Source organism: Klebsiella sp. Ech2A (assembly GCF_030078455.1).
Taxonomy (GTDB): domain Bacteria; phylum Pseudomonadota; class Gammaproteobacteria; order Enterobacterales; family Enterobacteriaceae; genus Klebsiella; species Klebsiella terrigena.
Genome location: NZ_JAQGFU010000024.1, coordinates 17,001 through 40,075 on the forward strand (window position 1 = coordinate 17,001; position 23,075 = coordinate 40,075).

The 23,075-nt window shown below is 52.8% G+C and carries 19 protein-coding genes and 1 pseudogene; 17 read left to right on the forward strand and 3 right to left on the reverse strand.

Going from position 1 to position 23,075, the window contains the following annotated elements; all coding sequences use genetic code 11:
• Nucleotides 1-13: 13 nt before the first annotated feature.
• From PFH44_RS07750 to PFH44_RS07820, 15 genes and pseudogenes are all read left to right on the forward strand, one after another.
• Entirely contained in the window at nt 14-1,681 is a 1,668-nt protein-coding gene (locus tag PFH44_RS07750; RefSeq protein ID WP_283824728.1) for a lipase family alpha/beta hydrolase, read from the forward strand.
• On the forward strand, nt 1,678-2,769 hold the full coding sequence (locus PFH44_RS07755) for a T6SS immunity protein Tli4 family protein (protein WP_283824729.1): 1,092 nt from the start codon (nt 1,678-1,680) through the stop codon (nt 2,767-2,769). Before PFH44_RS07750 ends, PFH44_RS07755 begins: the two co-directional genes overlap by 4 nt.
• A 79-nt stretch (nt 2,770-2,848) precedes the next feature.
• Nucleotides 2,849-3,940 (forward strand): annotated as a pseudogene (locus PFH44_RS28065) (T6SS immunity protein Tli4 family protein).
• Nucleotides 3,941-4,118: 178 nt separating this feature from the next.
• A complete protein-coding gene (locus PFH44_RS07765; protein ID WP_283824730.1) occupies nt 4,119-5,198 on the forward strand; it encodes a T6SS immunity protein Tli4 family protein in 1,080 nt (359 codons plus the stop codon).
• 64 nt (nt 5,199-5,262) lie between these two features.
• Entirely contained in the window at nt 5,263-5,541 is a 279-nt protein-coding gene (locus PFH44_RS07770) for a PAAR domain-containing protein (RefSeq protein ID WP_072051879.1), read from the forward strand.
• 304 nt (nt 5,542-5,845) lie between these two features.
• Entirely contained in the window at nt 5,846-5,968 is a 123-nt protein-coding gene (locus PFH44_RS07775) for a hypothetical protein (protein ID WP_283824731.1), read from the forward strand.
• An 88-nt stretch (nt 5,969-6,056) separates the two neighbouring features.
• The gene (locus PFH44_RS07780) at nt 6,057-6,290 is read left to right on the forward strand and encodes a DUF7079 family protein (RefSeq protein WP_283824732.1); all 234 of its coding nucleotides are present in this window, start codon (nt 6,057-6,059) and stop codon (nt 6,288-6,290) included.
• Nucleotides 6,291-6,554: 264 nt separating this feature from the next.
• Nucleotides 6,555-7,679 (forward strand): hypothetical protein, encoded by a 1,125-nt coding sequence (locus PFH44_RS07785; RefSeq protein ID WP_283824733.1) that lies wholly within the window; start codon nt 6,555-6,557, stop codon nt 7,677-7,679.
• Entirely contained in the window at nt 7,676-11,122 is a 3,447-nt protein-coding gene (locus tag PFH44_RS07790; protein ID WP_283824734.1) for an ImcF-related family protein, read from the forward strand. The genes PFH44_RS07785 and PFH44_RS07790 overlap by 4 nt, the downstream gene beginning before the upstream one ends.
• Nucleotides 11,122-12,708, forward strand: a complete 1,587-nt coding sequence (tssA, locus tag PFH44_RS07795; RefSeq protein ID WP_283824735.1) for a type VI secretion system protein TssA — start codon at nt 11,122-11,124, stop codon at nt 12,706-12,708. The genes PFH44_RS07790 and tssA overlap by 1 nt, the downstream gene beginning before the upstream one ends.
• Nucleotides 12,709-13,070: 362 nt before the next feature.
• Complete coding sequence (tssF, locus tag PFH44_RS07800) at nt 13,071-14,825, forward strand: type VI secretion system baseplate subunit TssF (RefSeq protein WP_283824736.1); 1,755 nt, start codon at nt 13,071-13,073, stop codon at nt 14,823-14,825.
• Nucleotides 14,789-15,874, forward strand: a complete 1,086-nt coding sequence (gene tssG, locus PFH44_RS07805; protein WP_045859000.1) for a type VI secretion system baseplate subunit TssG — start codon at nt 14,789-14,791, stop codon at nt 15,872-15,874. The genes tssF and tssG overlap by 37 nt, the downstream gene beginning before the upstream one ends.
• Nucleotides 15,852-16,397 carry a type VI secretion system lipoprotein TssJ gene (tssJ, locus tag PFH44_RS07810; RefSeq protein ID WP_283824737.1) on the forward strand — a complete coding sequence of 182 codons (546 nt, stop codon included), beginning with the start codon at nt 15,852-15,854 and terminating at the stop codon, nt 16,395-16,397. The genes tssG and tssJ overlap by 23 nt, the downstream gene beginning before the upstream one ends.
• Nucleotides 16,397-16,852 carry a type VI secretion system baseplate subunit TssE gene (tssE, locus tag PFH44_RS07815; RefSeq protein WP_045858996.1) on the forward strand — a complete coding sequence of 152 codons (456 nt, stop codon included), beginning with the start codon at nt 16,397-16,399 and terminating at the stop codon, nt 16,850-16,852. The genes tssJ and tssE overlap by 1 nt, the downstream gene beginning before the upstream one ends.
• Nucleotides 16,853-16,955: 103 nt before the next feature.
• Entirely contained in the window at nt 16,956-18,299 is a 1,344-nt protein-coding gene (locus PFH44_RS07820; RefSeq protein WP_283824738.1) for a VasL domain-containing protein, read from the forward strand.
• 97 nt (nt 18,300-18,396) lie between these two features.
• On the opposite strand, the gene ychF is transcribed toward PFH44_RS07820, so the two are convergent.
• Both ychF and pth read right to left on the reverse strand, forming a co-directional pair.
• Entirely contained in the window at nt 18,397-19,488 is a 1,092-nt protein-coding gene (gene ychF, locus PFH44_RS07825; protein WP_041146109.1) for a redox-regulated ATPase YchF, read from the reverse strand.
• 117 nt (nt 19,489-19,605) lie between these two features.
• Complete coding sequence (gene pth / locus PFH44_RS07830) at nt 19,606-20,190, reverse strand: aminoacyl-tRNA hydrolase (protein ID WP_041147674.1); 585 nt, start codon at nt 20,188-20,190, stop codon at nt 19,606-19,608.
• A gap of 271 nt (nt 20,191-20,461) precedes the next feature.
• Between pth and ychH the strand changes: the two genes are divergently transcribed.
• The gene (ychH, locus tag PFH44_RS07835; RefSeq protein ID WP_045858992.1) at nt 20,462-20,737 is read left to right on the forward strand and encodes a stress-induced protein YchH; all 276 of its coding nucleotides are present in this window, start codon (nt 20,462-20,464) and stop codon (nt 20,735-20,737) included.
• A gap of 228 nt (nt 20,738-20,965) precedes the next feature.
• Nucleotides 20,966-22,009: a MerR family transcriptional regulator gene (locus PFH44_RS07840; protein ID WP_045858989.1), complete on the forward strand. Its 1,044-nt coding sequence runs from the start codon at nt 20,966-20,968 to the stop codon at nt 22,007-22,009.
• On the opposite strand, the gene PFH44_RS07845 is transcribed toward PFH44_RS07840, so the two are convergent.
• A partial coding sequence (locus PFH44_RS07845; RefSeq protein ID WP_283824739.1) for a SulP family inorganic anion transporter occupies nt 22,010-23,075 on the reverse strand: 1,066 nt, incomplete at its 5' end. It lies immediately after the preceding gene.

Below are 23,075 nucleotides of genomic sequence, written 5' to 3' on the forward strand. Positions count from 1 at the left end.
AAGGACGGAATTCATGGCGGAAGAAGATACGACAGGTAATGAGAGCAGCTCCTCTATAACCTGCATAAAACCAGAATGGGACGACAGTGGACAGGTCTGCTGGCCCGGCATACAGAATCAGAAAAAATCAGAGAATGCTAAAGCTGTTTTGCTTCACCCGCCTGTCAAAGCGATCCCCGTTATCTTCCTTCCCGGAGTGATGGGGACTAATTTGATGAGCACTAGCGAAGGTAATAAAAATGATATTTGGCGTGGCGATAGTTTGGGGGGGGTATTTCTTAAATGGGCACGAAAGGATGGTATTGAACGAAGAGAACTGCTTAATCCTGACTCCACGAAGGTGGATAACCGTGGGGATATTAACCAGACCATCTATTCTCCGCTTTCTGATGACGGAAAATTATTTACAACCCGCCGGGAGAGGGGCTGGGGAGAGGTTTTATCCTTCAGCTACGGTAAGTTTTTAAGCGTCCTGCAGGGCGCATTGATGGATGACTGGCAGCAGAATCTTGTTAACTACGGCAAATCAGTGCCGGAGAAAAATGGCGTGCTAAGTCAGTTGGTCGGTAAAACTCTGTCTGAGGGCAAATATTCTGAAATTACCGGCGAGTCTGTCCTGACTCAGGAGGAGCTGAACCATTTTCAGAACTTTTTATTCCCGGTTCACGTCTATGGCTATAACTGGCTTCAGGATAATAAAACCTCGGCGGAAGGACTGGTAACCTTTATCGACAGGACTATCAGCCTCTACAAAAATCAACGCGGCCACGGCACGCCCTTCCCCGCCGGGCAAGAAAAAGTCATTATCGTCACCCATTCCATGGGCGGGCTGGTGGCACGCTATGCGTCGCAGGTCTGCGGGGCAAAAGATAAGATTCTGGGGATAGTACATGGGGTGATCCCCGACCTTGGCTCACCGGCGGCGTACCGTCGCATGAAGGTTGGCGCAAAACAGGAGGGCATGGCCGGGGCCGTGTTGGGTAATACCGCTAAAGAGCTGATGCCGGTCCTGGCCAGGGCTCCTGCGCCGCTTCAGCTTTTGCCCTCGGCGAAATACCTTTCCGGGTCTCCCTGGCTGACCGTGGAAGGTGCTGGAGAAGATGGCTGCGATGTCAAACTGCCGCAGACCCGGGATCCCTTCGGTGAAATTTACCTGAATAAGACCCTCTGGTATCGCCTGTACGAGTCCGACATTATCGATAAGGATGAGGCAGTTAGTCAGAGTAATTGGATTGAGTACAACGATCTCATTGATAAAAATGTCCAACCATTTATTGAAGGTTTAGATAATCTTTATCATCCGAATACTTATGCCTTTTATGGTCATAAAATCGACTCCGACGGTACCCTGACGTGGCGAAAAACTTCCATTACCTACCCGAAAAATAGGCATGAAAGTGACAGGAAGCTGCCAAACAACTACCGGGAGATCCCCCTGCCTTTTAATCGGTCTCAGATGTATGTAGTCACCTCGTCAAAAACGCCGGGGGATGGCACGGTACCGGTGGAATCGCTGAGCGCCATATGCCGTAACAGCGAAATCAAAAGCGTTCTGGCAACTGGAGTTGACCATCAGGATGCCTACAAAGTCAGCAGCCTGAAGGATATACAAACCAGGCCAGCCCTGGGGTTTACCCTCAGGGCCATTGTGAAAATGGTTCAGGAGATCCCGATCCCATGAATGTTATTCGGCAGCTTACAGCATTATCTCTTATAGCGGGCAGCATGTTTGTTATTGCCCCGGCTACAGCATCCACGCCAGTGCAGAAGGACAGTACAGTGATAAATACTTTGTTTGCGCAAACCAAACCGCAGTGCATCGGGCGCTATGTGATTGACGTTCCTGAGTCGTTTAATAATCAGCTTCGCGATATGATTTTTATCGATGACTTTAAAATTGAAAGCAAACCTCTCTATCCACCCGCCTTTAAACAGCGAGTGCAGTTAAGAGAGCAGGCGCTGCGCGATGCCACTAATAAACCAGGTAACAGACCTGAAAATGCCCCGTTTTTAAAAGAGGTTATTATTCTGCCTGATGGCATAAGCGCTATTTTCGATCATAATGAGTCTGGTGCCCCGGATATATACAGGCAGCTGGAAGCCCATATTTATTCAGGCATGACAGCCTTTATTATTACTACGGGTATTCGTGACTTTTCAGATAAAAAATACCGTGAAAAAAAATCAAAATATTTGTCAAGAGGGTTTTCTGAGACCGACGCAAATACCAAGCCAGCCAAGTTGGCTGCCCTGCAGTCCCTGATTTTAAGGCTTAGTGGCAGAAAGGATGAGGATATTCCGTCGGCTAAAGGGGTGTGTATTCCGAATGGGTTTATCCGGGATGATGGTAATCAGCATGTTGAAAAAATCACTTTCCAGTATGAAAATGACGACTTTATTTTAGGCGTGTATACAAATAATAAATATCCGGGTTCAGAAGACACCCTGTTTAACCGTAGTGAGCAAATTAATGAAGCGCTTAAAACATCAAATCAGTACACTTTAAAAAAAGCAGCGCTCTCACCGAACGGTATTCCGGCGGAGTCATGGTTGTTTGGTAGTACTCAAACTATCAGAAATACGGCAACGGGGAAGGATGAACAAAGTAAATTCTATGATTTTGATTTTAAAGCCAATGAACGAGATGCTACAGCAGATAAGCCAAGATTTAGTATGGGGCTCACTAGTGAGTATAAAAAAACGCGCTACAGCGAAGTGCAGATGATTGAAATCTGGGACAGGCTGGTGAATTCCCTGCGCTATAAATGACGGATAAGGATGTGCGCCTGGCGTGGCTCGTCGCCGCTTCCGGATCGCCAGCCAGGCGTACTGAAAAGGAGCTTTCACCATGCAATGTCTTCGTGAACTTTCTGCCTTAGTGCTTATGGCTGCCGGGATGCTTTTTATTGACCCGGCTACAGCATCCACGCCAGTGCAGAAGGACAGTGCAGTGATAAATACTTTGTTTGCGCAAACCAAACCGCAGTGCATCGGGCGCTATGTGATTGACGTTCCTGAGTCGTTCAACAATCAGCTTCACGATATGATTTTTATCGATGACTTTAAAATTGAAAGCAAACCTCTCTATCCACCCGCGTTTAAACAGCGGGTATAGTTAAGGGAGCAGGTGCTTAATGATGTAATAAACAAGCCAGGGAATAAGCCAGAAAATGCACCCTTTATAAAGCAGATTATTCGACTACAGAACGATAAGGGTGTGATTTATGATCGAAATAACTCTGGTTCTGCGGACTCATTCCGGCATCTGGAAGCGCATGTTTATATAAATGGCATCGCTTTTATTATCACAACCAAGATTTTAGACTTATCTGCTGCTAAGTATGCGGATGAGAAAAAATTGTATATCAATGCTGGTTTTTCCGGGGTAGAGACTAACACCAAACCAGCCAAGTTGGCGGCCCTGCAGTCCCTGATATCACGGCTTAGTGGCAGAAAAGATGAGGATATTCCGTCGGCTAAAGGGGTGTGTATTCCGAATGGGTTTATCGTGGATGATGGTGGAAAGCATAAGGAAAGCCTCACATTCCGGTATGAAAATGATGATTTTGTTTTTGGTGTCGATATGGACAATACAATCAAGGGCTCAGACGACACGTTGTTTAACCGCAGCGCGAAAATTAATGAGGCACTTAAAACATCAAATCAGTACACCATTAAAAAAGTGGCACTTTCACCGCACGGCATTCAGGCAGAGTCATGGTTATTCGGCGGTACCCAAACCATCATAAATTCTGCGACGGGAAAAGATGAAAAGAACACATTCTATAATTTTATGCTTTATGCTAATGAGCGAGATGTTACATCGGATAAGCCGAATCTTAATATTGGGTTCGGCAGTGAGTATAAAAAAACGCGCTACAGCGAAGCGCAGATGATTGAAATCTGGGACAGGCTGGTGAATTCCCTGCGATATAAATGAAGAAAAAAGATGGACGCATGGAATTGCTTTTCGTTTCTTCCGGAGAGCCAGCCAAACGTACTGAATAGGAGTTTTCACCATGTAATGTCTTCGTGAACTTTCTGCCGATGAAGTTCACGTTACGCTCGATTATAAGAATAGCCGGGGAGGTCACCTCATGCGGGTAAGGCATTTATGGGTGGGATTGATTGTTGTCGTCCTTATTCTCGGTACGATTTTTTGGCTGCTCACCCGCCCGTGGCCGGCAGCCCCTTTAACGGCTAAGGAAAAACAAATGACGGATAAACTTTTTGAGCAGACCAAACCCCAGTGTATTGGTCGCTATCTTTTTGATGTGCCCGTTTCATTCAATAACGCTGCGGTGGGTCAGGTAAAGATTAATGAGATGAGAATTGCCAGCAAGCGGCTCTATCCACCGGCGTTTGCGCAGCGTGTCAATCTGCGCGAGCAGGAGTTGGGAGAAAGTCAAACGGTTAATCCGAGAGATCAGCCTTTTCTGAAGCACGTATACCGGATCGACAGGAACACAGTCATTTTTGATCGCAATGAAAACGGAAGTGTTCCCGGTTTCGGACGGATTCTTGAAGGACATCTTTATAGCAATGATATTGCATTTATTGTTACAACTGAAATTACTGACCTGTCCGATCCAAAATATTATAAATATAGAGATAATTACTTAAATAGCGGATCGAAGGAAAGCGATCTAAACGATAAACCACAGAAGCTGGCAGAAATGCAAAGCCTGCTTTCCCGGTTAAAGGGAAGAAAGGATGATGAGGTGCCAGCACAGTCCGGCATCTGTATTCCAGAGGGTTTTATTAAGGATGCGGGTATGATATCGCATGACGTTATTAATATCATATATAATAGTGATGACTTTGGCCTTATTGTTAACAGCAATAATACTCTTCGAAAAGCTGAAACTCTATTAGAAAGGGCTGATGAAATCAATGCCGCCATCATCTGGGTTGGTGCTCACACTCTGAAAAAAGGGGCTGTAAAACTGCCGGAGATAAATGCAGAAGAGTGGCTGATGAAAGGCAAGCAGGATATCTATCATCCAGAAGAGAAAAGTGTTTCTGCCTACAGATTCACTTTTTATGGTAATGAAGATGTAGTTGATTCAAGGCATCCAATATTTTCTGTTGAGTTGAATAATTCTGGTATGGAAACGAAAACCTATACTGATTCACAGCTGGTTGATATCTGGGACAGAATCACCAGAACGTTCAGATATCGGCCCGGAGCGAAGTAGTCGCTAGTGAAATTAGTCGTGCTTTCCACATACTTCCATAATATTTTAAAATAAAGGATACATAATGAGCGTCAGCTATTTTTTAAGAGTTGGTGATAGTACCACCTGCGGTGGAAAGATCCTTACCGGCGATCCAACGTTTCAATGGTATGGCGTTTCTGCTGCCAGAGAAGGAGATATGGTTAACTGCGGTAAGCACCCGGGAACGTACAAAATCTTAGGTGGAGCCGCAGATACATTCGATGGAGGCCAGGTTCTGGCAGGGGCGCTTGATAGTTTTAGTTCGTGTCCATGCCAGGCAAGGTTTATCCCTGGCATTCAGGATAGCTATTCTAAGATCTAAAGAAAATGAAGGGATATTTGAAAAATCCTTCTCCACTTAAAAAATTCAAATACTGTATTCCTCTGACGTAGAACATAAAAATAAATGATTGATGAAATATAAATCTCAATGAAAATTATTGCTTGTCGGCCTGGTGTCTCTTATTTTCATCACCGCTTACCAAACGAAGTCGGTCACTGTCGAACGCAATGAAAATATTCAAATAGTCAGCCCATTCTCTGATTCAAGTCCTGATGGGTAATGCTATGAAATAACCGCTGAGAATAAAGATTATTACTGGCGCCTTGATAAAGATGGTCATCCATTGAAAATTCCTGAGATTAAAGATAAAGATAAAGATAAAGATAAAGATAAAGATAAAGATAAAGATATCGAGATTAGCTTGGGTTTATTAAAAGATAGCGATTGCAAAGAAAAAGGGATTTAGTATTCACTTATGGCTCAAGGAATGAGCAGGGCAGCGTTCCGTTCTGAGCGGCAGACAGTCCGGAATAGAAAGTTGAGGAGTTCAAAATATGGAGGGTAAACTAATCTATTTCGATTTATGCGGCGCACTATCAGATATTTTTGTCGATAACGAGGTCGATTTTAAATATATGGCTTCGATAGCTAAATGTTTTCCTGTCGATAAAGTTGAAGAAGTCTTGTTTGAATGTGGTGCCCCTGTTTGTTACACTAATCTTCTTATACCTGCCCCTTCTATATGGAGCGGGTTTGATAAAAAGGCGTTATGGATTGATATTTTTTAATATCAGAGCAAAAAATGTTTTTTAACAAAATGCAAACATAGAGTTCTTGTATTCACTCTTAAAATAACCTACAGGGAAAAATGGTCGATTCTGAAACATGAAATGCTAAGCCTACTATCCTAAAATTATTCATGGATTATTAAGTTATTCGACTCATTAACGGACATCGGTGGCGATTAAGTAACAAAGAACATTGCTAATGATTCTTACATTTACTTCGCTTTTTGGGTTTTAAATACAATACAGCAAGTATCGAGCTTTACTATGGCATGGTCTATACCTGATATTCCTGAGCAAAAATCATTTCCTGAACCGAAGTATTGGCTCTGGATGGTAGTATTAATATTGATGTTAATTACAGGCGCTATTTCCAGCGTATGGATCTGGAATATGGCAACTTACGCTAAAGTTTTCTTCTACGGTGCCCTGCCAGCATTGTTGGTTTGGTTATGTTTATTCGGGGTAATTTTAAACCGCTATGAGCAGTCTGTCGTAGCCAGCCGGGCATGGAACCTCGAAACGGAACGAACTAAAGCTAACTGGCGCAGCTGGAGTCGAAGGCAGCTAGCCGTAGTTGGTAATGTTTTATTTTCCCCGGAAGAGAAGGGAATGGAGGCGCTATTGGGTGAGCTGGATAAGGTGCCTACATATCCTAAAAAAGCCCGTCCGTTATTCAATTCGCCATATAGTTTTCCAGATTTAATGAAAAAAATAGACCGTGACTTGGAAATTCAGCACCCAGGTTATCGTTATTTTCTTAATTCTATTTATGTTTTTCAATCTCCAGGGAAATTTGATGAGCATTGTAAAGAGTCGATTTCTCAGCAATGGGATCTTATACCCACTTCAGGTTATTTCAGAGAAATAGTGGAGTCTCTCTTCAACGTAAAGAGTTCCGACGGTTTGATATTAATTCTTTGTCTTCAGGATTGGCCTGCTTCAGGCGTAGGGCAGTCAAGCGAGTTTATTTCTGCTCAGCTTATCGCTTCCCCCAGCTTTGCTCACCAGCATTCACTACCTGTTATCGCCGGCATGACTCGGATGATGCCGCTGGAGGAAGGGAAACTTATTAAAGAGTTAGATATGTTATTCGAATATGTCCAGCCTGATAAAGAGAGTCTGGAATACGTTTGGCTGCAGGGAACGGTTGAAAAAGCTGCCGCAGAAATCATGCAGTATGCAACAGTCCATCAGTGGTCTCTGCCGGAAAAAAGACCGCTGCATTCGATCGATCTTTCTTTTGGGCCTCCAGGGGAGATGGCTTTACCACTTTCTTTAGTCATGCTGGCCGCAGCTGCCAGCAAAACAGGTAAAGATCAGCTGCTGGTTAATCAGACGACGCAGCAAACAGGAACACTTTGCTTGGTTACCAGGGAGCTTTACCCATGATTGAACAAAAAATAATACCAAACGCACGTTATGGCTCATGGGGATTTTTCCTCCTGATTATTGGTCTGGCGGGAGTAAGTGCTTTTTTAATTTTTATCAACCTGGACAGTTTGAACAGCATTGGGATTTCAACTCAGAAAATCTGGACAATCTGGGGAGGCGTGTCTGCCGTCTTGCTTTTTGGCCTGATTGGTTCACCTGTCTGGTGGCGATGGAAACAGAGAAGAAATCAGGCCGTCTACAAGCCACAGGAACCTGGCGAAAAGCTGGAGTCTCTCTCCGTTGAGGGTAGGGATACCGTTCCGTTTTTGCCCAGCCTTAAAAAATATCTCCGAGTCCGATATAGGCTTTTATGGCGCCACAAAGTCCACCTGCTGCTGGTGACGGGCGACGAATCCGCGATTGAAAAACTGATTCCTGGCCTGCAACAGCAGCAGTGGCTTGAAGGCAACCGTACCGTTCTGATTTACGGCGGCAGTCTGACTGCTGAGCCCGATAAGGAAAAATACACCGCGCTGCGTAAACTGCGCCGTGGGCGTCCACTGGACGGGATTGTCCGGGTCATGCCTCAGTCGCTTAACCTGACCCCGCAAATCAGTGACAGCGACCTTCGCGGGCTGGAAAAAATCAGTGAATTGCTGCATTACTCAGCACCTGTCTGGCTGTGGCGGCTGTGTGACAGCAAATGGGCGCAGACAACGCGCACTGAGCAGGCGGTCGGGGCAACGTTCCCGCTGCGTGCAAAAGCTGATGATATTGTCCGTCAGCTTAAGCTGATGCTGCCGTCCCTGCGAACGCAGGGAGTGAGCCAGATCGCGGAAAACAACAGTCACGACTTCCTGCTGCGCCTGGCCCAGGACCTTAAAGACGGTGGTATCGCTCGCTGGGCTCTGCAACTGGCGCCATGGCTGGCAGCTTCCCAGCAGCGCGTTCCGCTGCGTGGCCTGGTGTTCAGTCTGCCAGGGTATAAACCTGTCGATACGTCAGAGGGAACAGCCGGTGCTGAGACATTTATCCCTGAGTCACAGCGCCATGCGCTGACCCTGCCGTTAACCTGGCAGGGCATTGTGGATGACTGTACCCGCGTGCGTGGCCGCCGTGTCGGTATGGCGTGGGAGCAGACGCTCGCCTGGACGCTGATGGCCATCATCGGCGTTTGGGGGGCGGGAACGCTGCTGTCGTTTACAGTCAACCGCCAGCAGACAGTCTCTGTTGCGCAGCAGACTCATGCTCTTGTGGAGCATCCCTCGGTATCGGATCACCAGCTGACGGCTCTGCACACCCTGCGCAATGACGCCGGTCGCCTGCTGCGTCATGTCCGGGAGGGGACGCCCTGGTATCAGCGCTTTGGTCTGGACCATAACCAGCAGCTACTCGACGCGATGCTGCCGTGGTATGGCGTGGTAAATAATCGCCTGATACGCGATCCGGCGAATGAGGCCCTGACGCAAAAGCTCACCGTGCTGGCTAACTCAGCGCCTAACAGCGACCGGCGTGCTCAGCTGGCGAAACCGGGCTATAACCAGCTTAAAGCCTGGCTGATGATGGCCCGCCCGGATAAAGCCGATGGCGCGTTCTACGCGCAGACCATGAAAGCCGTGCAGCCGACGCGAACAGGCATCTCCACCGGCCTGTGGCAGAGTCTGTCCCCGGACCTGTGGGCATTCTACATAACTGAACTGCCACAGCAGCCACCGTGGAAAATCACGCCGGATGCGCAGCTGATCGGCCAGAGCCGTCAGGTGCTGCTGCAGCAGATTGGACGGCGCAACGCCGAAAGCACGCTGTATGAAAACATGCTCAAATCGGTGCGTCGTAATTTTGCCGATGTTTCTCTGGAAGAGATGACCAGCGGTACCGATGCCCGCCGTCTGTTTACCACTGATGAAGTGGTGCCGGGGATGTTCACCCGTCAGGCATGGGAAGGGGGCATTCAACAGGCCATCGAGAAGGCGGCCAGTTCCCGTCGCGATGAAATCGACTGGGTGCTGAGCGATTCCCGCAAGACTGTCTCGGCCGACCTGTCGCCGGAAGCGCTGAAAGCGCGTCTGACCCGGCGCTATTTCACCGACTTTGCCAGCAGCTGGCTGAACTTCTTCAACAGTCTCCACTGGAATCCTGCAAACAACATTGCCGACGTCACCGACCAGCTGACGCTGATGAGTGATGTGCGCCAGTCACCGCTGATTGCCTTAATGAACACAATCGCCTGGCAGGGGCAAACCGGAGCGCGGAGCGAAGGCCTTTCGGACTCTATCATCAAATCCGCTAAAGACCTGATGAGCGGGAAAGACAAGCCCGTAATTGACCAGTCTGCATCAGGCCCACAGGGACCACTGGATGAAACCTTTGGCCCGCTGCTGACGCTGATGGGCAAAAGCAAAGGCGGCAATGTGATGTCGGCCGACAGCACCCTGAGCCTGCAAACTTATCTCACGCGAATTACCCGAGTGCGTTTACGTCTGCAACAGGTGGCGAGCGCTACCGATCCGCAGGAGATGATGCAGACCCTTGCTCAGACGGTTTTCCAGGGCAAAAGCGTGGACCTGACTGACACTCAGCAGTACGGCAGCCTGATTTCCGCAAGCCTCGGCGAGGAGTGGAGCGGATTTGGCAGCACGATGTTTGTACAACCGCTGACCCAGGCATGGGAAACGGTCCTGCAGCCCTCAGCCGCCAGCCTTAACGATCGCTGGAGCCGCTCTGTTGTGGCGAACTGGCATACGGCCTTTGATGGTCGCTTCCCGTTTGCGGTCAGCAAAAGCGATGCCTCGTTGCCGATGCTGGCTGAATTTATCCGCAAGGACAGCGGACGCATCGAGCGGTTCCTGACCACCGAACTTAACGGCGTGCTGCACAAAGAGGGTAGCCAGTGGGTGCCGGATACGGCGCACAGCCAGGGGCTGACGTTCAATCCGGCGTTTCTGCGGGCGGTCAACCAGCTTAGCCAGCTGTCAGACATTCTGTTTACCGACGGTAGCCAGGGAATAAGTTTTGAACTGCAGGCACGACCCGTATCTCAGGTGGTGGAAACCCGGCTGACCATTGACGGGCAGAAATTGCACTACTTCAACCAGATGGCCGAGTGGCACTCTTTCCGCTGGCCCGGGGACACCTTCAAACCCGGAACCATGCTGACGTGGACTTCTACCAGCGCGGGAGCGCGTCTGTTCGGCGATTATAGCGGCAGCTGGGGCTTTATTCGCTGGCTGGATCAGAGTAAACGTCAGCGGCTCGACCGCAGTCAGTGGATGATGAGTTTTACCGCCCCGGACGGCCGCACTCTGCAATGGGTACTGCGCTCCCAGCTGGGTAATGGTCCGCTGGCGCTTCTGGCGTTACGCAACTTCAGCCTGCCGGAGCAGATATTCAGCGTGGATGCCTCTGCGACCTTTCAGGCTCTGGCAAGTTCGGAGAGTTCAGCCATAGATGGAATGGAATAATGACGACATTACAAAGTGTACTACAGGCCTGCTGCGCCGATGAAAAGACGCTCTTGAGCAGTGCTCGGTCGCGCAGCGCTGACTGGGAGCGCTGGCTGAAGCCGATTGGCGACAATGAGCCAACCGGAGTGGATCCCGGATACGACGATGATTTTCAGCGTATCCGTGAAGAGATCAACAAACTTTCCGATACTGATACCGGTCTGATTTGCCAACTGGCGGAAAGGCTGCTGACCGGCACCAGTAAGGATTTACGTGTCATCACTTTCTACGTTTGGGCACGTCTGCATCAGGATGGCGAGCTTGGGTTTACGCAGGGACTTGAGCTGATGGCCTCGATGCTGGAGCGGTTTGGCAGCCGATTGCATCCTCTTCGCGATCGCAGCCGTAAGGCTGCCCTGGAATGGCTGGGCAGCAGCCGTGTGACAAACAGCCTGTGCCTGTACCCTGAGGTTGATATGTCTATCATGCAGCGCATTACCGCTGCGCTGTTGCTGGCTGAACGGACGTTTCAGACGTTTGATGAGAAAACCCGGCCAGAATGGACGAGCCTGTATCAGGCTCTGGATAACCGACTGGTACAAAGCGGCGGAGCGAACAGTCTGGTGCCACAAACCAGCCGGGAAGAGAGCACGATTGCCGCGTCAGCGCCGGTGATGAACACCGTCACCTCGGGACGAGATTTGCTCGATCAGGCCAAAGTGCTGGCGCAATATCTTCGCGATCGGCCGGGAGGCTGGCTGGCCGGGCATCATCTGCTGAAGTGCGTACGCTGGGACACGCTAATGGAACTTCCGCCGCTGGATGCGTCCGGGCGCACCCGCCTGGTGCCACCGAAGCCAGACAACAAAGTGCACCTCAAGCGCCTGTACCTGCAGAAAAGCTGGTCTGAACTGCTGGAGCATACGGACACTTTACTGGCGCAGGGTGTCAACCACCTTTGGCTGGACGTGCAATGGTATGCATGGCAGGCGCTGGCGAAACTGGATAACGACACTGTACGTGCAGACATCCTGTGCCGCGATCTTAAGGGCTTACTGGCCCGCCTCCCGGGGCTGGAAGTACTGGCTTTCAGCGACGGCACTCCTTTCGCCGATGAAGCAACGCTGAGCTGGATAAGCGAAAGCGTGCTCGACGATATGCCCGGATGGAAAGATGAGCCGGTATCAGCCGCGGTTGCTGGAGGCGATGATGTGCTAACGCTGGAGCCTGAAGTGTTGGCGAAAGCAGACGGTGAAGGTATTGAAGCCGCGCTCAACTGGCTGCAGGTTCAGCCGGGTTATACCTCCGCCCGGGACCAGTGGCTGATGCGCCTGTTGATGGCCCGGGTGAGTGAACAGTACGGTAAACACGAAATGGCACTGCATCTGTTGGGCGAACTCGACGGTAGCGCCAGGGGACTGACGCTTGAGCAGTGGACGCCAGAGCTAATGTTCGAAGTAAAAGCCCGCAGGTTAAAGTTGTTGCGGGGTAGAGTCGGGCGCAGTGAAGCAGATAAAACGCGCCTGCAGTCTGAAATGGACGCTCTGCTATCCGGGCTTATCTCACTGGATCCTGCTCGGGCAGTTGTACTCTGCAATGGATGATATTACGCGCATAAAATAATATTTGAACTGCTCCATAAATATGGGGCATATGCAGAGACTGTGATATTCAAATAATATACTTGATACTTTGGATAATATGCCTGAACAATTATTTCCTCCTCAAGATAAAAACATTGGCATTTAGATAATACTAAAAAGACTGGCGGGTGGTTTTGGAAATGCTCCCGGAGGGTTGTGTTTAAACAATATAAAATTGTTTCGGTATCAATATTAGTTTGTATCAACGTCGTGCTGGCAAAGATGTCGATAACTCAGTAAATACGAAGCTATTAGGTTTCAGGTGCCTTTTTAGAACTTATTGTTTCGCTATCCGGTAAACAAACATTAATTAAGACGAATCTATGGACGACTTAACTCTGCGTTATTATGACGCTGAAATGCGCTACCTGCTGGAAGCCGGGGAAGAATTTGCCCGTGCTCATCCTGAGCAGGCGGCAATGCTCAATTTGGATAAAGCGGGCGCGCGCGACCCGTTCGTCGAGCGCCTGTTTGAAGGCTTTGCCTTCCTGATGGGTCGATTGCGCGAGAAGCTCGATGACGACCTGCCAGAATTGACCGAAGGGCTGGTCAGCCTGCTGTGGCCGCATTACCTGCGTACCATACCGTCGATGTCGGTGGTGGAGTTCACCCCCGACTGGGGCGAAATGAAGGAGCAGATGCGTATCGACAAAGGCTTTGAGGTACATTCCCGGCCGATCGGTGAGAAGGGGACGCGCTGTCGTTATTCCACTACGAAAGCGATAGACCTTCAGCCCCTCTCGCTGGATCGCGTCAGCCTGGCGACCGATTCTGATGGCCGCTCGGTTGTCACACTGCGCTTTAGCTGCAGCAAGCTGGCGGACTGGAGCCGTATCGATCTCAGCCATGTTCCGCTTTACTTCAATGCCGACGCGCCTCTGGCCTGCGCCATGCACGAAGCCTTCACCATGAATGTGGCCAGGCTATGGCTGCGGATGCCCGGTGATGTGGAAAGAAAACCGCTGGACGGGTATTTCACCGCGCTCGGGTTCGGTGATGATGATACCCTCTGGCCGAAGGGCAGCAGTAGTTTCAGCGGCTACCAGCTGCTGCTGGAGTACTTTACCTTTCGCGAGAAATTTATGTTCACCGGTCTGCGTGGGCTGGAGACCGTCGCGTTCCCGGCTGAGCTCCCCTGGTTTGAAATCGACGTGGTGCTGGCTGAGCGCTGGGAGCATGACTTCAGCTTTACCGGGAAGCATCTGCGGCTGAACTGCGTACCGGTAATTAACCTGTTTCCACTGGAATCCGATCCGCTGACGCTCAACTCGTTGCAGACGGAATACATGCTGCGCCCGATGCGGGTACAGGATGGTCATACCGAGATTTACGCCGTGGATTCGGTGATGTCATCAAGCCAGCATACCTACGTCCCATTCTCGAGCTTTCGCCACAAGGGCGGGATGATGCGCCATGAAGCGCCGGAATACTACTATCACACCCGCCTACGCCGCGGACCGTCCGGTCTGCATAACACCTGGCTAATTCTTGGTGGCGAAGCGTTTGATACCCATACCGTGCCGATAGATGAAAGCCTGTCCCTGACGCTCACCGGCACCAACGGTCAGCTACCTCGTCGGGCCCTGCAAAGCACCGTGCTTGATACGGTGGTGAAAACCACCTCAGTCAGCATCGCTGTTCGCAACCTGTGTGCGCCGACGCTGCCTTGCTATCCACCGGATAGGGATCGCTTTCACTGGCGTGTGCTAAGCCATCTTGGCAGCGGTTTTCTCTCGATGATGGATAACGCAGAGGTGCTACGCGGTACCCTGGCGCTGTATGAGTGGACAGACAGCGAGATGAACCGGCGCCGTCTGGAGGCCATTATCGATGTGAAGCACAGCGAAACCGAGCGTTTTGAGCAGGGCTACCTGGTACGCGGCGTGCAGATTGACGTCATGCTCGATAGCCACGGCTTTGCCGGAAGAGGGGATATCTGCCTTTTTGGCGAGATGCTGAGCCGCTTCTTTGCGCTTTATACCGATATCTATCTGTTTAATCGCCTGATTATCATCCTGCAACCGACCGGAGAACGCCTGGAATGGGAAGAGAAGCACAATCGCCGCATTCTCGGCTGACCCTTCAGCTGGAGGCAGATCTTCAGCGTATTAACTTTTACCGTTTCTGCCAGCTGCTGGAAAAGCGCCATCCGGGTAAACCGCTAATGGGCTCAACCAGCCATCCAGCCGATGACCCGGTACGCTTTGCCCCTCATCCGGGAATGGGATTTCCGGTCAGCGAACTGAAAGCCGTCGAATACGACGAAGACGATGACGGCAAACCAGCGGTCATTCGTACCACCTTTATGGGGATGTACGGCGTCGATTCACCGCTGCCGACCGCTTATCTCGATGATATCGCTCAGCTCCGGGAGGGACATGAGGCACTCCAGAGCTTTTTGGATATCTTCAGCCACCGCATCCTGACCCAGTTTTATCGCATCTGGCGGAAGTACTCCTGGCCTGCCACGTTCGAGCCCGGAGGAGGCGACAATATTTCGCAGTCGCTGTTGGGGCTGGTGGGGCTGGGGATCCCCGGAACCGCAGAGCATATCGCCACCCCGGTGTCGCGCTTTCTGGCTCTGCTCGGCGTGTTACGCCAGCCCGGAAAAACTCAGGAGGGGATGCAGGCGCTGGTGAGCCTGCTGGCACCTGAGACAACGGTGCGGGTGAGTCCGTATTGTCTGCGGCCGGTGGAAATCAGCCAGCCCATGGGGTTTTGCGGCGAGCAGGATTTTCTCCTGGACGGCAATACACCGCTTGGCGACGAGGCGATGGATGCCAGCAGCCAGCTGCTGATTGCGCTTTCAACGGATAACCGGCAGGAAGCGCAGGGCTGGAAGCCGGATGGTCTGCTGTATTCGGATTTTCTGGTGATGCTAAGGGTCTATCTGGGCTGGCGCTTTAAGGCAAAAATAACCCTAACCACGTTGACTCGCTTGTTGGCTGCCCCTCCGCTCGGTGAGGGTCATTTCTGGCTTGGCATGAATGGCGTGCTGGGAGCTGAAGATCGCGTGTTCCTGGACGATATCCCGCAGACCTTTACGACGGAACTGGGTTACTACAGCGGCATGAACCCCGCTATACCACAACAAGGAAACCGATGTGTTACGTACAAGTTCGACTAAAATCGCCTGCTGGCTGCTGCCGCTGGTGGCGGTCAGCCTGACGGGCTGTGGGGTGACGCAGAGCGTCACTGAGGGGACTAAATCGGCCTTTAGCGCCATTTTTTACAAGAAAATTAAAGTTCTGCATCTCGATTTTATAGCGCGCGAGGCGCTGAATACCGATGCACGTGAGAGCAATTCGCTGTCTGAGCCGCTGGTGGTGCGGGTGTATCAGCTTAAGGAACGCAATACCTTCGACAAAACGGTATATCAGCAGCTGCTGAAAGAGGGCGATACCCAACTGAGCGCTGATTTGCTGGCCACGCGTGATGTGGTCTTGAAGCCGGGTGGTGATGCGAATCTCGATATGCCAATGGAAGCCGATGCGCAGTTTGTGGCCGTTGTCGGGCTGTTCCGTCATCCGGATATGGTGAATAACACCTGGAAGCTGGTCATCGAACGTGAAGATCTCGATCCCGATAAACCGCGTATCCTGGAAGCCGGAAACAACCATCTGAGGCTACAGCCCGTTAAGGATGATTAATGTCACAGGGACACAATACCCCCTCATTATATGAAATTCTCTACGGCAACTTCACCGGCGGCCTCGACCTCAACCGCGTCAACGAGCAGGACCAGGCGATCCTGTCCGTGCTGGACAACATGCAGCGCATTCTCAACTGCCGCGCCGGTACGCTGGCGCATCTGCCGGACTACGGCCTGCCGGATATGACCAAAATCCTGCAGGGTATGCCCGGCACCGCCCATGAGCTTATGGGGACGCTGTCGGCCGTTTTGCTCAAATATGAACCGCGGCTGAAAAGCATTAGCGTTATTCTCCTTGAGCAGGCGATCCCCGGTGAGCTGCGCTATGCGATCGATGCGGAGCTGAAAGGGGTGGGGCTGGTGCGCTATGGTACCGAGTTTATGCCCGAGGGTCGGATATTCATTCGCCACCTAAAGCAACAGCATTATTTCGACAGAAATCCCCGCATGTAGGGATGCCGGGCAGGCCGGCACGATATCTTTCTCGGGACGACTGACCGCCAGCTCCCGGAGCAAATCGCCAATCTCTGCCTGACAATCCACGGATGAATCCATTATGAAAAGCACAGAACCCCGAGATATTCGCACGGGCGGCGATCCGCGCCCGTTCCCTGACTTCATCACCCTTCGCGATGAAATGAGCAAGCAGACGCATCCCGCCAGGCCTGATATTCACTGGGAGCGGGTGGAGAAATTGTCGCTGGCGCTGTTTGATAAAAACGGGATTGAGCTGCAGACAGGGGCCTGGTACACCCTGGCGCGCAGCCATCTGGCACGCGTGGAGGGCATGAACGAAGGTCTGAAGATCGTTGCCACGATGCTCAGCCGCCAGTGGGCGCAATACTGGCCGCGGGCCAGCCACCCGCGGGCTGAAATTCTCTCAGGGCTGTTTCAGCGGCTGCAGAAAGTGTTCCGCACCTTTACCCTGAGCCATGAGGATTATCATCAGCTCCTGCAGCTGGAGTCGACGCTTGATTTCCTGAGCAGCATCCTTGCCCGCCAGGAACTGCTGCAGATAAGCCAGATAGAGCCGCTGGTGCAGCAGGTGTGCAGCGCGCTGACGCGCGTGGAAAATGCGCCAGAGCCACAATTATCCGCTGCAGCCATTACTCTTCCTGCCGTGCAGGTTCCGCCGATCGGATTGAACGAATCAACACCGGAGCCCCGGCGGCCCGATGCAATCCCGCCGGGTTCTACCGTCGCTGTCGCCGTTAACAGGATCCACAAAACGGCGCCTGCGCCAAAGCGGGTCGGCCTATTCGCCTGCGGGATGCTGACGGCCTTTGCGTTGAGTGCCGCAGTCTTTATCGGCGGGCACTATCTGGCTCGCTCGGATCCAGCGGGTCAACAGCCCGACAGCAGCCAGCAGCCGCTACCCTGGCTGCCCGGCGCGGCGGCAGGCGAGACGTTCAGCTCTTCTGGCTCAGCCGCCGGCTGGTTGAAGGATGCCTCGGTGAGGTTAGAGGCGCTTTCTGTCCTCCCGCCTGACTGGCATCTTCGCTATGGTCAGGATCTGATAAACCAGGCTTATGCACTGTGGCCGGGTCTTCCCGAAACTGAAGAGTTGGGTACTCAGTGGCGGCAAAAGCTTGCCCTGAATGGGACGCCCGATGATTCGCTGGTGGGCTGGCATCAGGGCATGCACAGGCTCCAGAGTCTGAGCGAGCAGCTTAACGCGCTGGATGGGCAAAAGGGGAGATACCTGACGGTCAGCGAGCTGAAATCGCAGGTGTTTGCAGCCATTCAGGCATTTAATCGGTCGGTGCCGGTGGAGGAGCAGCTCCGGCAGATCGCTGAACGGCAAGAGCCTGGGATGATCCCGCAGGCGCAGAAACTGGAGGTGGAGCAGCACCTGCAGCAGCTCATCATCCGATACTCGGCGCTAACCCGCGGCGAATAGTACTCATCTACAGCGATAAAAAAGCCACGCAACCGCGTGGCTTTTTTATGCTGTTTTTCTGAGGCTCCGTGAAGCCTCATAAGCTAGCTGAAGCTATTTAGACGTTGAACAGGAAGTTCATGACGTCGCCATCTTTAACGATGTAGTCTTTGCCTTCGGCGCGCATCTTACCGGCTTCTTTCGCACCCTGTTCGCCTTTGTAGGTGATAAAGTCTTCATAGGCGATAGTCTGAGCGCGGATAAAGCCTTTTTCGAAGTCGGTGTGGATTTTACCCGCCGCCTGCGGTGCGGTTGCGCCGACAGGGATGGTCCACGCGCGGACTTCTTTAACCCCGGCGGTGAAGTAGGTCTGCAGGTTCAGCAGCTCGTAGCCGGCGCGGATAACGCGGTTCAGGCCCGGCTCTTCGATGCCCAGTTCGGCCATGAACTCATCGCGGTCAGCGTCGTCAAGTTCCGCAATATCGGATTCAACGGCGGCGCACACGGCAACCACTACTGAGCCTTCGGCGGCAGCGATTTCGCGGACTTTATCGAGGTACGGGTTGTTCTCGAAGCCGTCTTCGTTGACGTTGGCGATGTACATGGTTGGCTTCAGGGTCAGGAAGCTCAGGTATTTGATGGCGGCTTTATCTTCGTCCGTCAGCGCCAGCGCGCGCAGCATGCCGGCGTTTTCGAGCTGCGGCAGGCATTTTTCCAGTGCGACCAGTTCAGCTTTCGCGTCTTTATCGCCGCCTTTTGCCCTTTTCTGTACGCGGTGAATGGCGCGTTCGCAGGTGTCAAGATCGGACAGCGCCAGCTCGGTATTGATAACGTCGATATCGTCAGCCGGGTCCACTTTGTTGTTAACGTGGATGATGTTGTCGTTTTCAAAGCAGCGAACAACGTGGCCGATAGCTTCGGTTTCACGAATGTTGGTCAGGAACTGGTTGCCCAGGCCTTCGCCTTTGGATGCGCCTTTTACCAGGCCCGCGATGTCGACGAATTCCATGGTAGTCGGCAGGATGCGCTGCGGTTTAACGATTTCGGCCAGCTTATCCAGACGCGGATCGGGCATCGGTACGACACCGGTGTTCGGCTCAATAGTACAGAAGGGGAAGTTGGCCGCTTCAATACCCGCTTTGGTGAGCGCATTGAACAGGGTGGACTTGCCGACGTTGGGCAAACCGACGATACCGCATTTGAATCCCATGATTTAAATCACCTTAATCTTTGGATAATCAACCTGTTACATTGAACAGATTGTAGAAAAGTAAATAGCTTCGCCTATTATACACGGTGTGCGGCAAAAATTCCGCACGTCGGCCGGTTATTGCGCTTTAAATGCGTGTAAACGGTTGGTAGCTTTGGTCAGTCCCTCTTTCAGCCAGACTTCCGTGCAGCGCGCGGCTTCATCAACGGCTTCGTCTATCAGTTTCTGCTCGCTAAGCGGCGGTTTACCTAACACAAAACCGACAACCTTGTTTTTATCGCCCGGATGGCCGATCCCGACGCGTAAGCGGTGAAAGTTCGGGTTATTGCCCAGTTTGCTGATGATATCTTTCAGGCCGTTATGCCCGCCGTGGCCGCCGCCGAGCTTAAATTTCGCCACGCCTGGCGGTAAATCCAGCTCATCGTGCGCGACCAGAATCTCGTCGGGATTAATCCGGTAAAAGGTGGCCATCGCCGCCACGGCTTTACCGCTGAGGTTCATAAAGGTGGTCGGCACCAGCAGGCGCACATCCTCGCCGGCAAAGTTAATCCGTGAGGTGTAGCCGTAGAATTTGCTCTCTTCGCGCAGCGGGGCGCGGTGGCGGTCGGCCAGGAGGTCTACATACCAGGCGCCCGCGTTATGGCGTGTCGCCGCGTATTCCGCACCGGGGTTAGCCAGGCCGACAATCAGTTTTATCGTCACTTTTATATCCTGCATGGGTCGTTCTCTGGCGCGTAGTGTACTGTCTGCGAGCGCGCTTGACAAAATTCTGCCAGCGCAGCGCTATCGACACGATAATTTCGCCGGTGAACCATTAGAATTTGATGTTGTTCAGTAGGTTATTTGTAAACTTTTGTTGGTTTGATGTTCGCTATTGTGATCGCCAACGCAATCAATCTTCTGCCCGTTGTCTATACTAGACCTATAAGTTCTGAGGATATTCTCAGGCAACCCAAGGTTCCGGAGGTGACATATGAAACGCAGAAACGCTTCGTTACTCGGTAATGTACTGATGGGTTTAGGGTTGGTCGTCATGGTTGTTGGCGTCGGCTACTCCATTTTAAACCAGCTCCCGCAGCTTGACCTGCCGCAGTTTTTCGCGCACGGCGCAATTCTCAGCATCTTCGTCGGCGCCGTTCTCTGGCTTGCCGGCGCGCGTATTGGCGGCCATGAACAGGTCGGCGACAGATACTGGTGGGTGCGCCACTACGACAAACGCTGCCGTCGTGACCAGCACCGCCACAGCTAGGTCAGTCCGTTATCTGCACCCGTCGCCAGACGGGTGCAATTTTGTCAACGTATCCGCTCTGCAGCCAGCCTTCGTCCTGACGGCTGGCTGACTATATTACTCCCGCTTATTTTACTCCCGCAATGGCCGCCCCGCTGATATTGTTGCCCCTGCTGATAAACTCTTTGCTTGACCCTGACGTAACGTCAGGCAGCAGAGTAACGCCACTGGCAGACAAAAGGAGCAGTCATGTTAATTCAGGTGGGGGAACTGGCGAAACGCGCCGGAATGACCGTCCGTACGCTACATCACTATGAACAAACCGGGCTGCTGACGCCTTCGGCCAGAAGCGCGGCGGGTTATCGGCTATACGATCTGGCGGCCGTTCAGCGGCTGCATATGATTAAGGCGCTGGCACAGGCCGGGCTGGAGCTCGCGGCTATTAAGGAGCATCTCGATTGCGGTTCGCTTTCGTTATCCGATCTGCTGGTGCAGCAAATTACCACCCTCGATACGCAGCTACGCACTATCTCAACGCTGCGCGAAAGGCTGGTGCTGCTCCGCGACGAACTGGGTAGCGGCCGTGAACCCGATCTGGAGTCCTGGCTACAGACCCTGGAGCTTATGAAAATGTACGATCGTTGGTTTAGTCCGCAGGAGTTACAAACGCTGCCGTTCGCCGAGCAGGATGAACAGCGCAATCAAATCTGGCAGGCGCTGGTTATTGACGCGCAGCGGCTGATGCAGGAGAGCTGCCCGCCTGACTCGCCGTCGGCGATGGCGCTGGCCACCCGCTGGATGGAGCGCCTGGAGCTTGATACCGCCGGGCGACCGGAATTTCTCACCCGGCTCAATGAGATGCACGCGACGGAACCGCAAATGCGCGCGCAAACCGGCATTACGCCCGAGATTGTGGACTACATTACCCACGCCTTTGCGCAAAGCAAGCTGGCGATCTGGGCGCGCTATCTCAACGCCGAGGAGTTGGCGTTTACCCGTGAGCACTATTTCGATCGGCTAATGGAGTGGCCGGGGCTGGTATCGGCGCTGCATCAGGCCTGCGCTGAGCAGACCGATCCGGCATCCGAGGCCGGGCAAAAGCTGGCGCGGCAGTGGCTGGAGCTGTTCCAGTCGTATGCCGGAACCAGCCCGCAGACCCAGCAAAAGTTTCGCCACGCGATGGAGTGCGAACCGCATCTGATGAAGGGGACGTGGATGACGCCGCCGGTGCTCGGCTGGCTCCAGCAGGCTATAGGGGTGATGATGCAGGCGCGAACGCCCGCATCCCGCTAGTTAAATATCCGCCAGCGCGGCGTTGCGATCGGGGTAGAAGCTCAGGCGTCCGGCAATGGGCTGAACGCCGGCGCGTGCCAGGGTACGCAGCGGCTGAAACTCAAGATTAGACACCCGCAGCTCGCAGCCTTCCGGCAGCTTTTTCACGAAGCGCTGGAAGGCATCCAGGCCACCGGCATCCAGCACCGGCACCGCATCCCATTTCAGCACCACGATCCGCTTACCCTCAATACGCGTTTCCAGATCGTTAAATAGCCCCTCGGCGGCGGCGAAGAACAGCGGGCCGATAACCCGCAGCACCAGCACGTCGTCGGGCACGTCGACGTTGACCGGGGCCAGGCGCGTCATGCGGGCGATACGGCGCATAAACAGCAGCGAAGCCAGTACGATGCCGACGCTGATCGCGATGACCATATCAAACAGCACCGTCAGCGACATGCACATCAGCATGACCACGATGTCGTCCTTTGGCGCATAGCGCAGCAAATTCACTACCTTGTGCGCTTCGCTCATATTCCACGCCACCATCAGCAGCAGCGCCGCCATCGCCGACAGTGGCAGCCAGGAGAGCAGCGGGGCGAGGATCAGCAGCGCCATAATCACCAGCAGCGCATGGATCACCGCAGAAACCGGCGAGGTCGCACCGGCGCGCACGTTGGCCGCCGAGCGGGCAATCGCCGCGGTCGCGGTAATGCCGCCGAAGAAAGGCGCGACGATATTGCCCAGACCCTGACCGATCAGCTCGCTGTTCGCCTTATGCTTGGTGCCGGTCATACCATCCAGCACCACCGCGCACAGCAGCGACTCAATGGCGCCGAGCATGGCCATGGAGAATGCCGCCGGCAGCAGCGCCTGCAGCGAGGCCCAACTGAGGGTGAAATCAGAGCCCGGCATATCCCAGGGCAGCACCAGCTGCGGCAGCAGCTGCGGAATGCCGCTTCCCTGGCTGCCGTCGGCGAGCGTGTAGTGGAACTGAGAGCCGATGGTCGCGACGTGGCCGCCCAGCAGGGTGACGACCGCCATCACCGCGCAGCCCGCCAGCAGCGCGGGAAGATGGCCCGGCAGG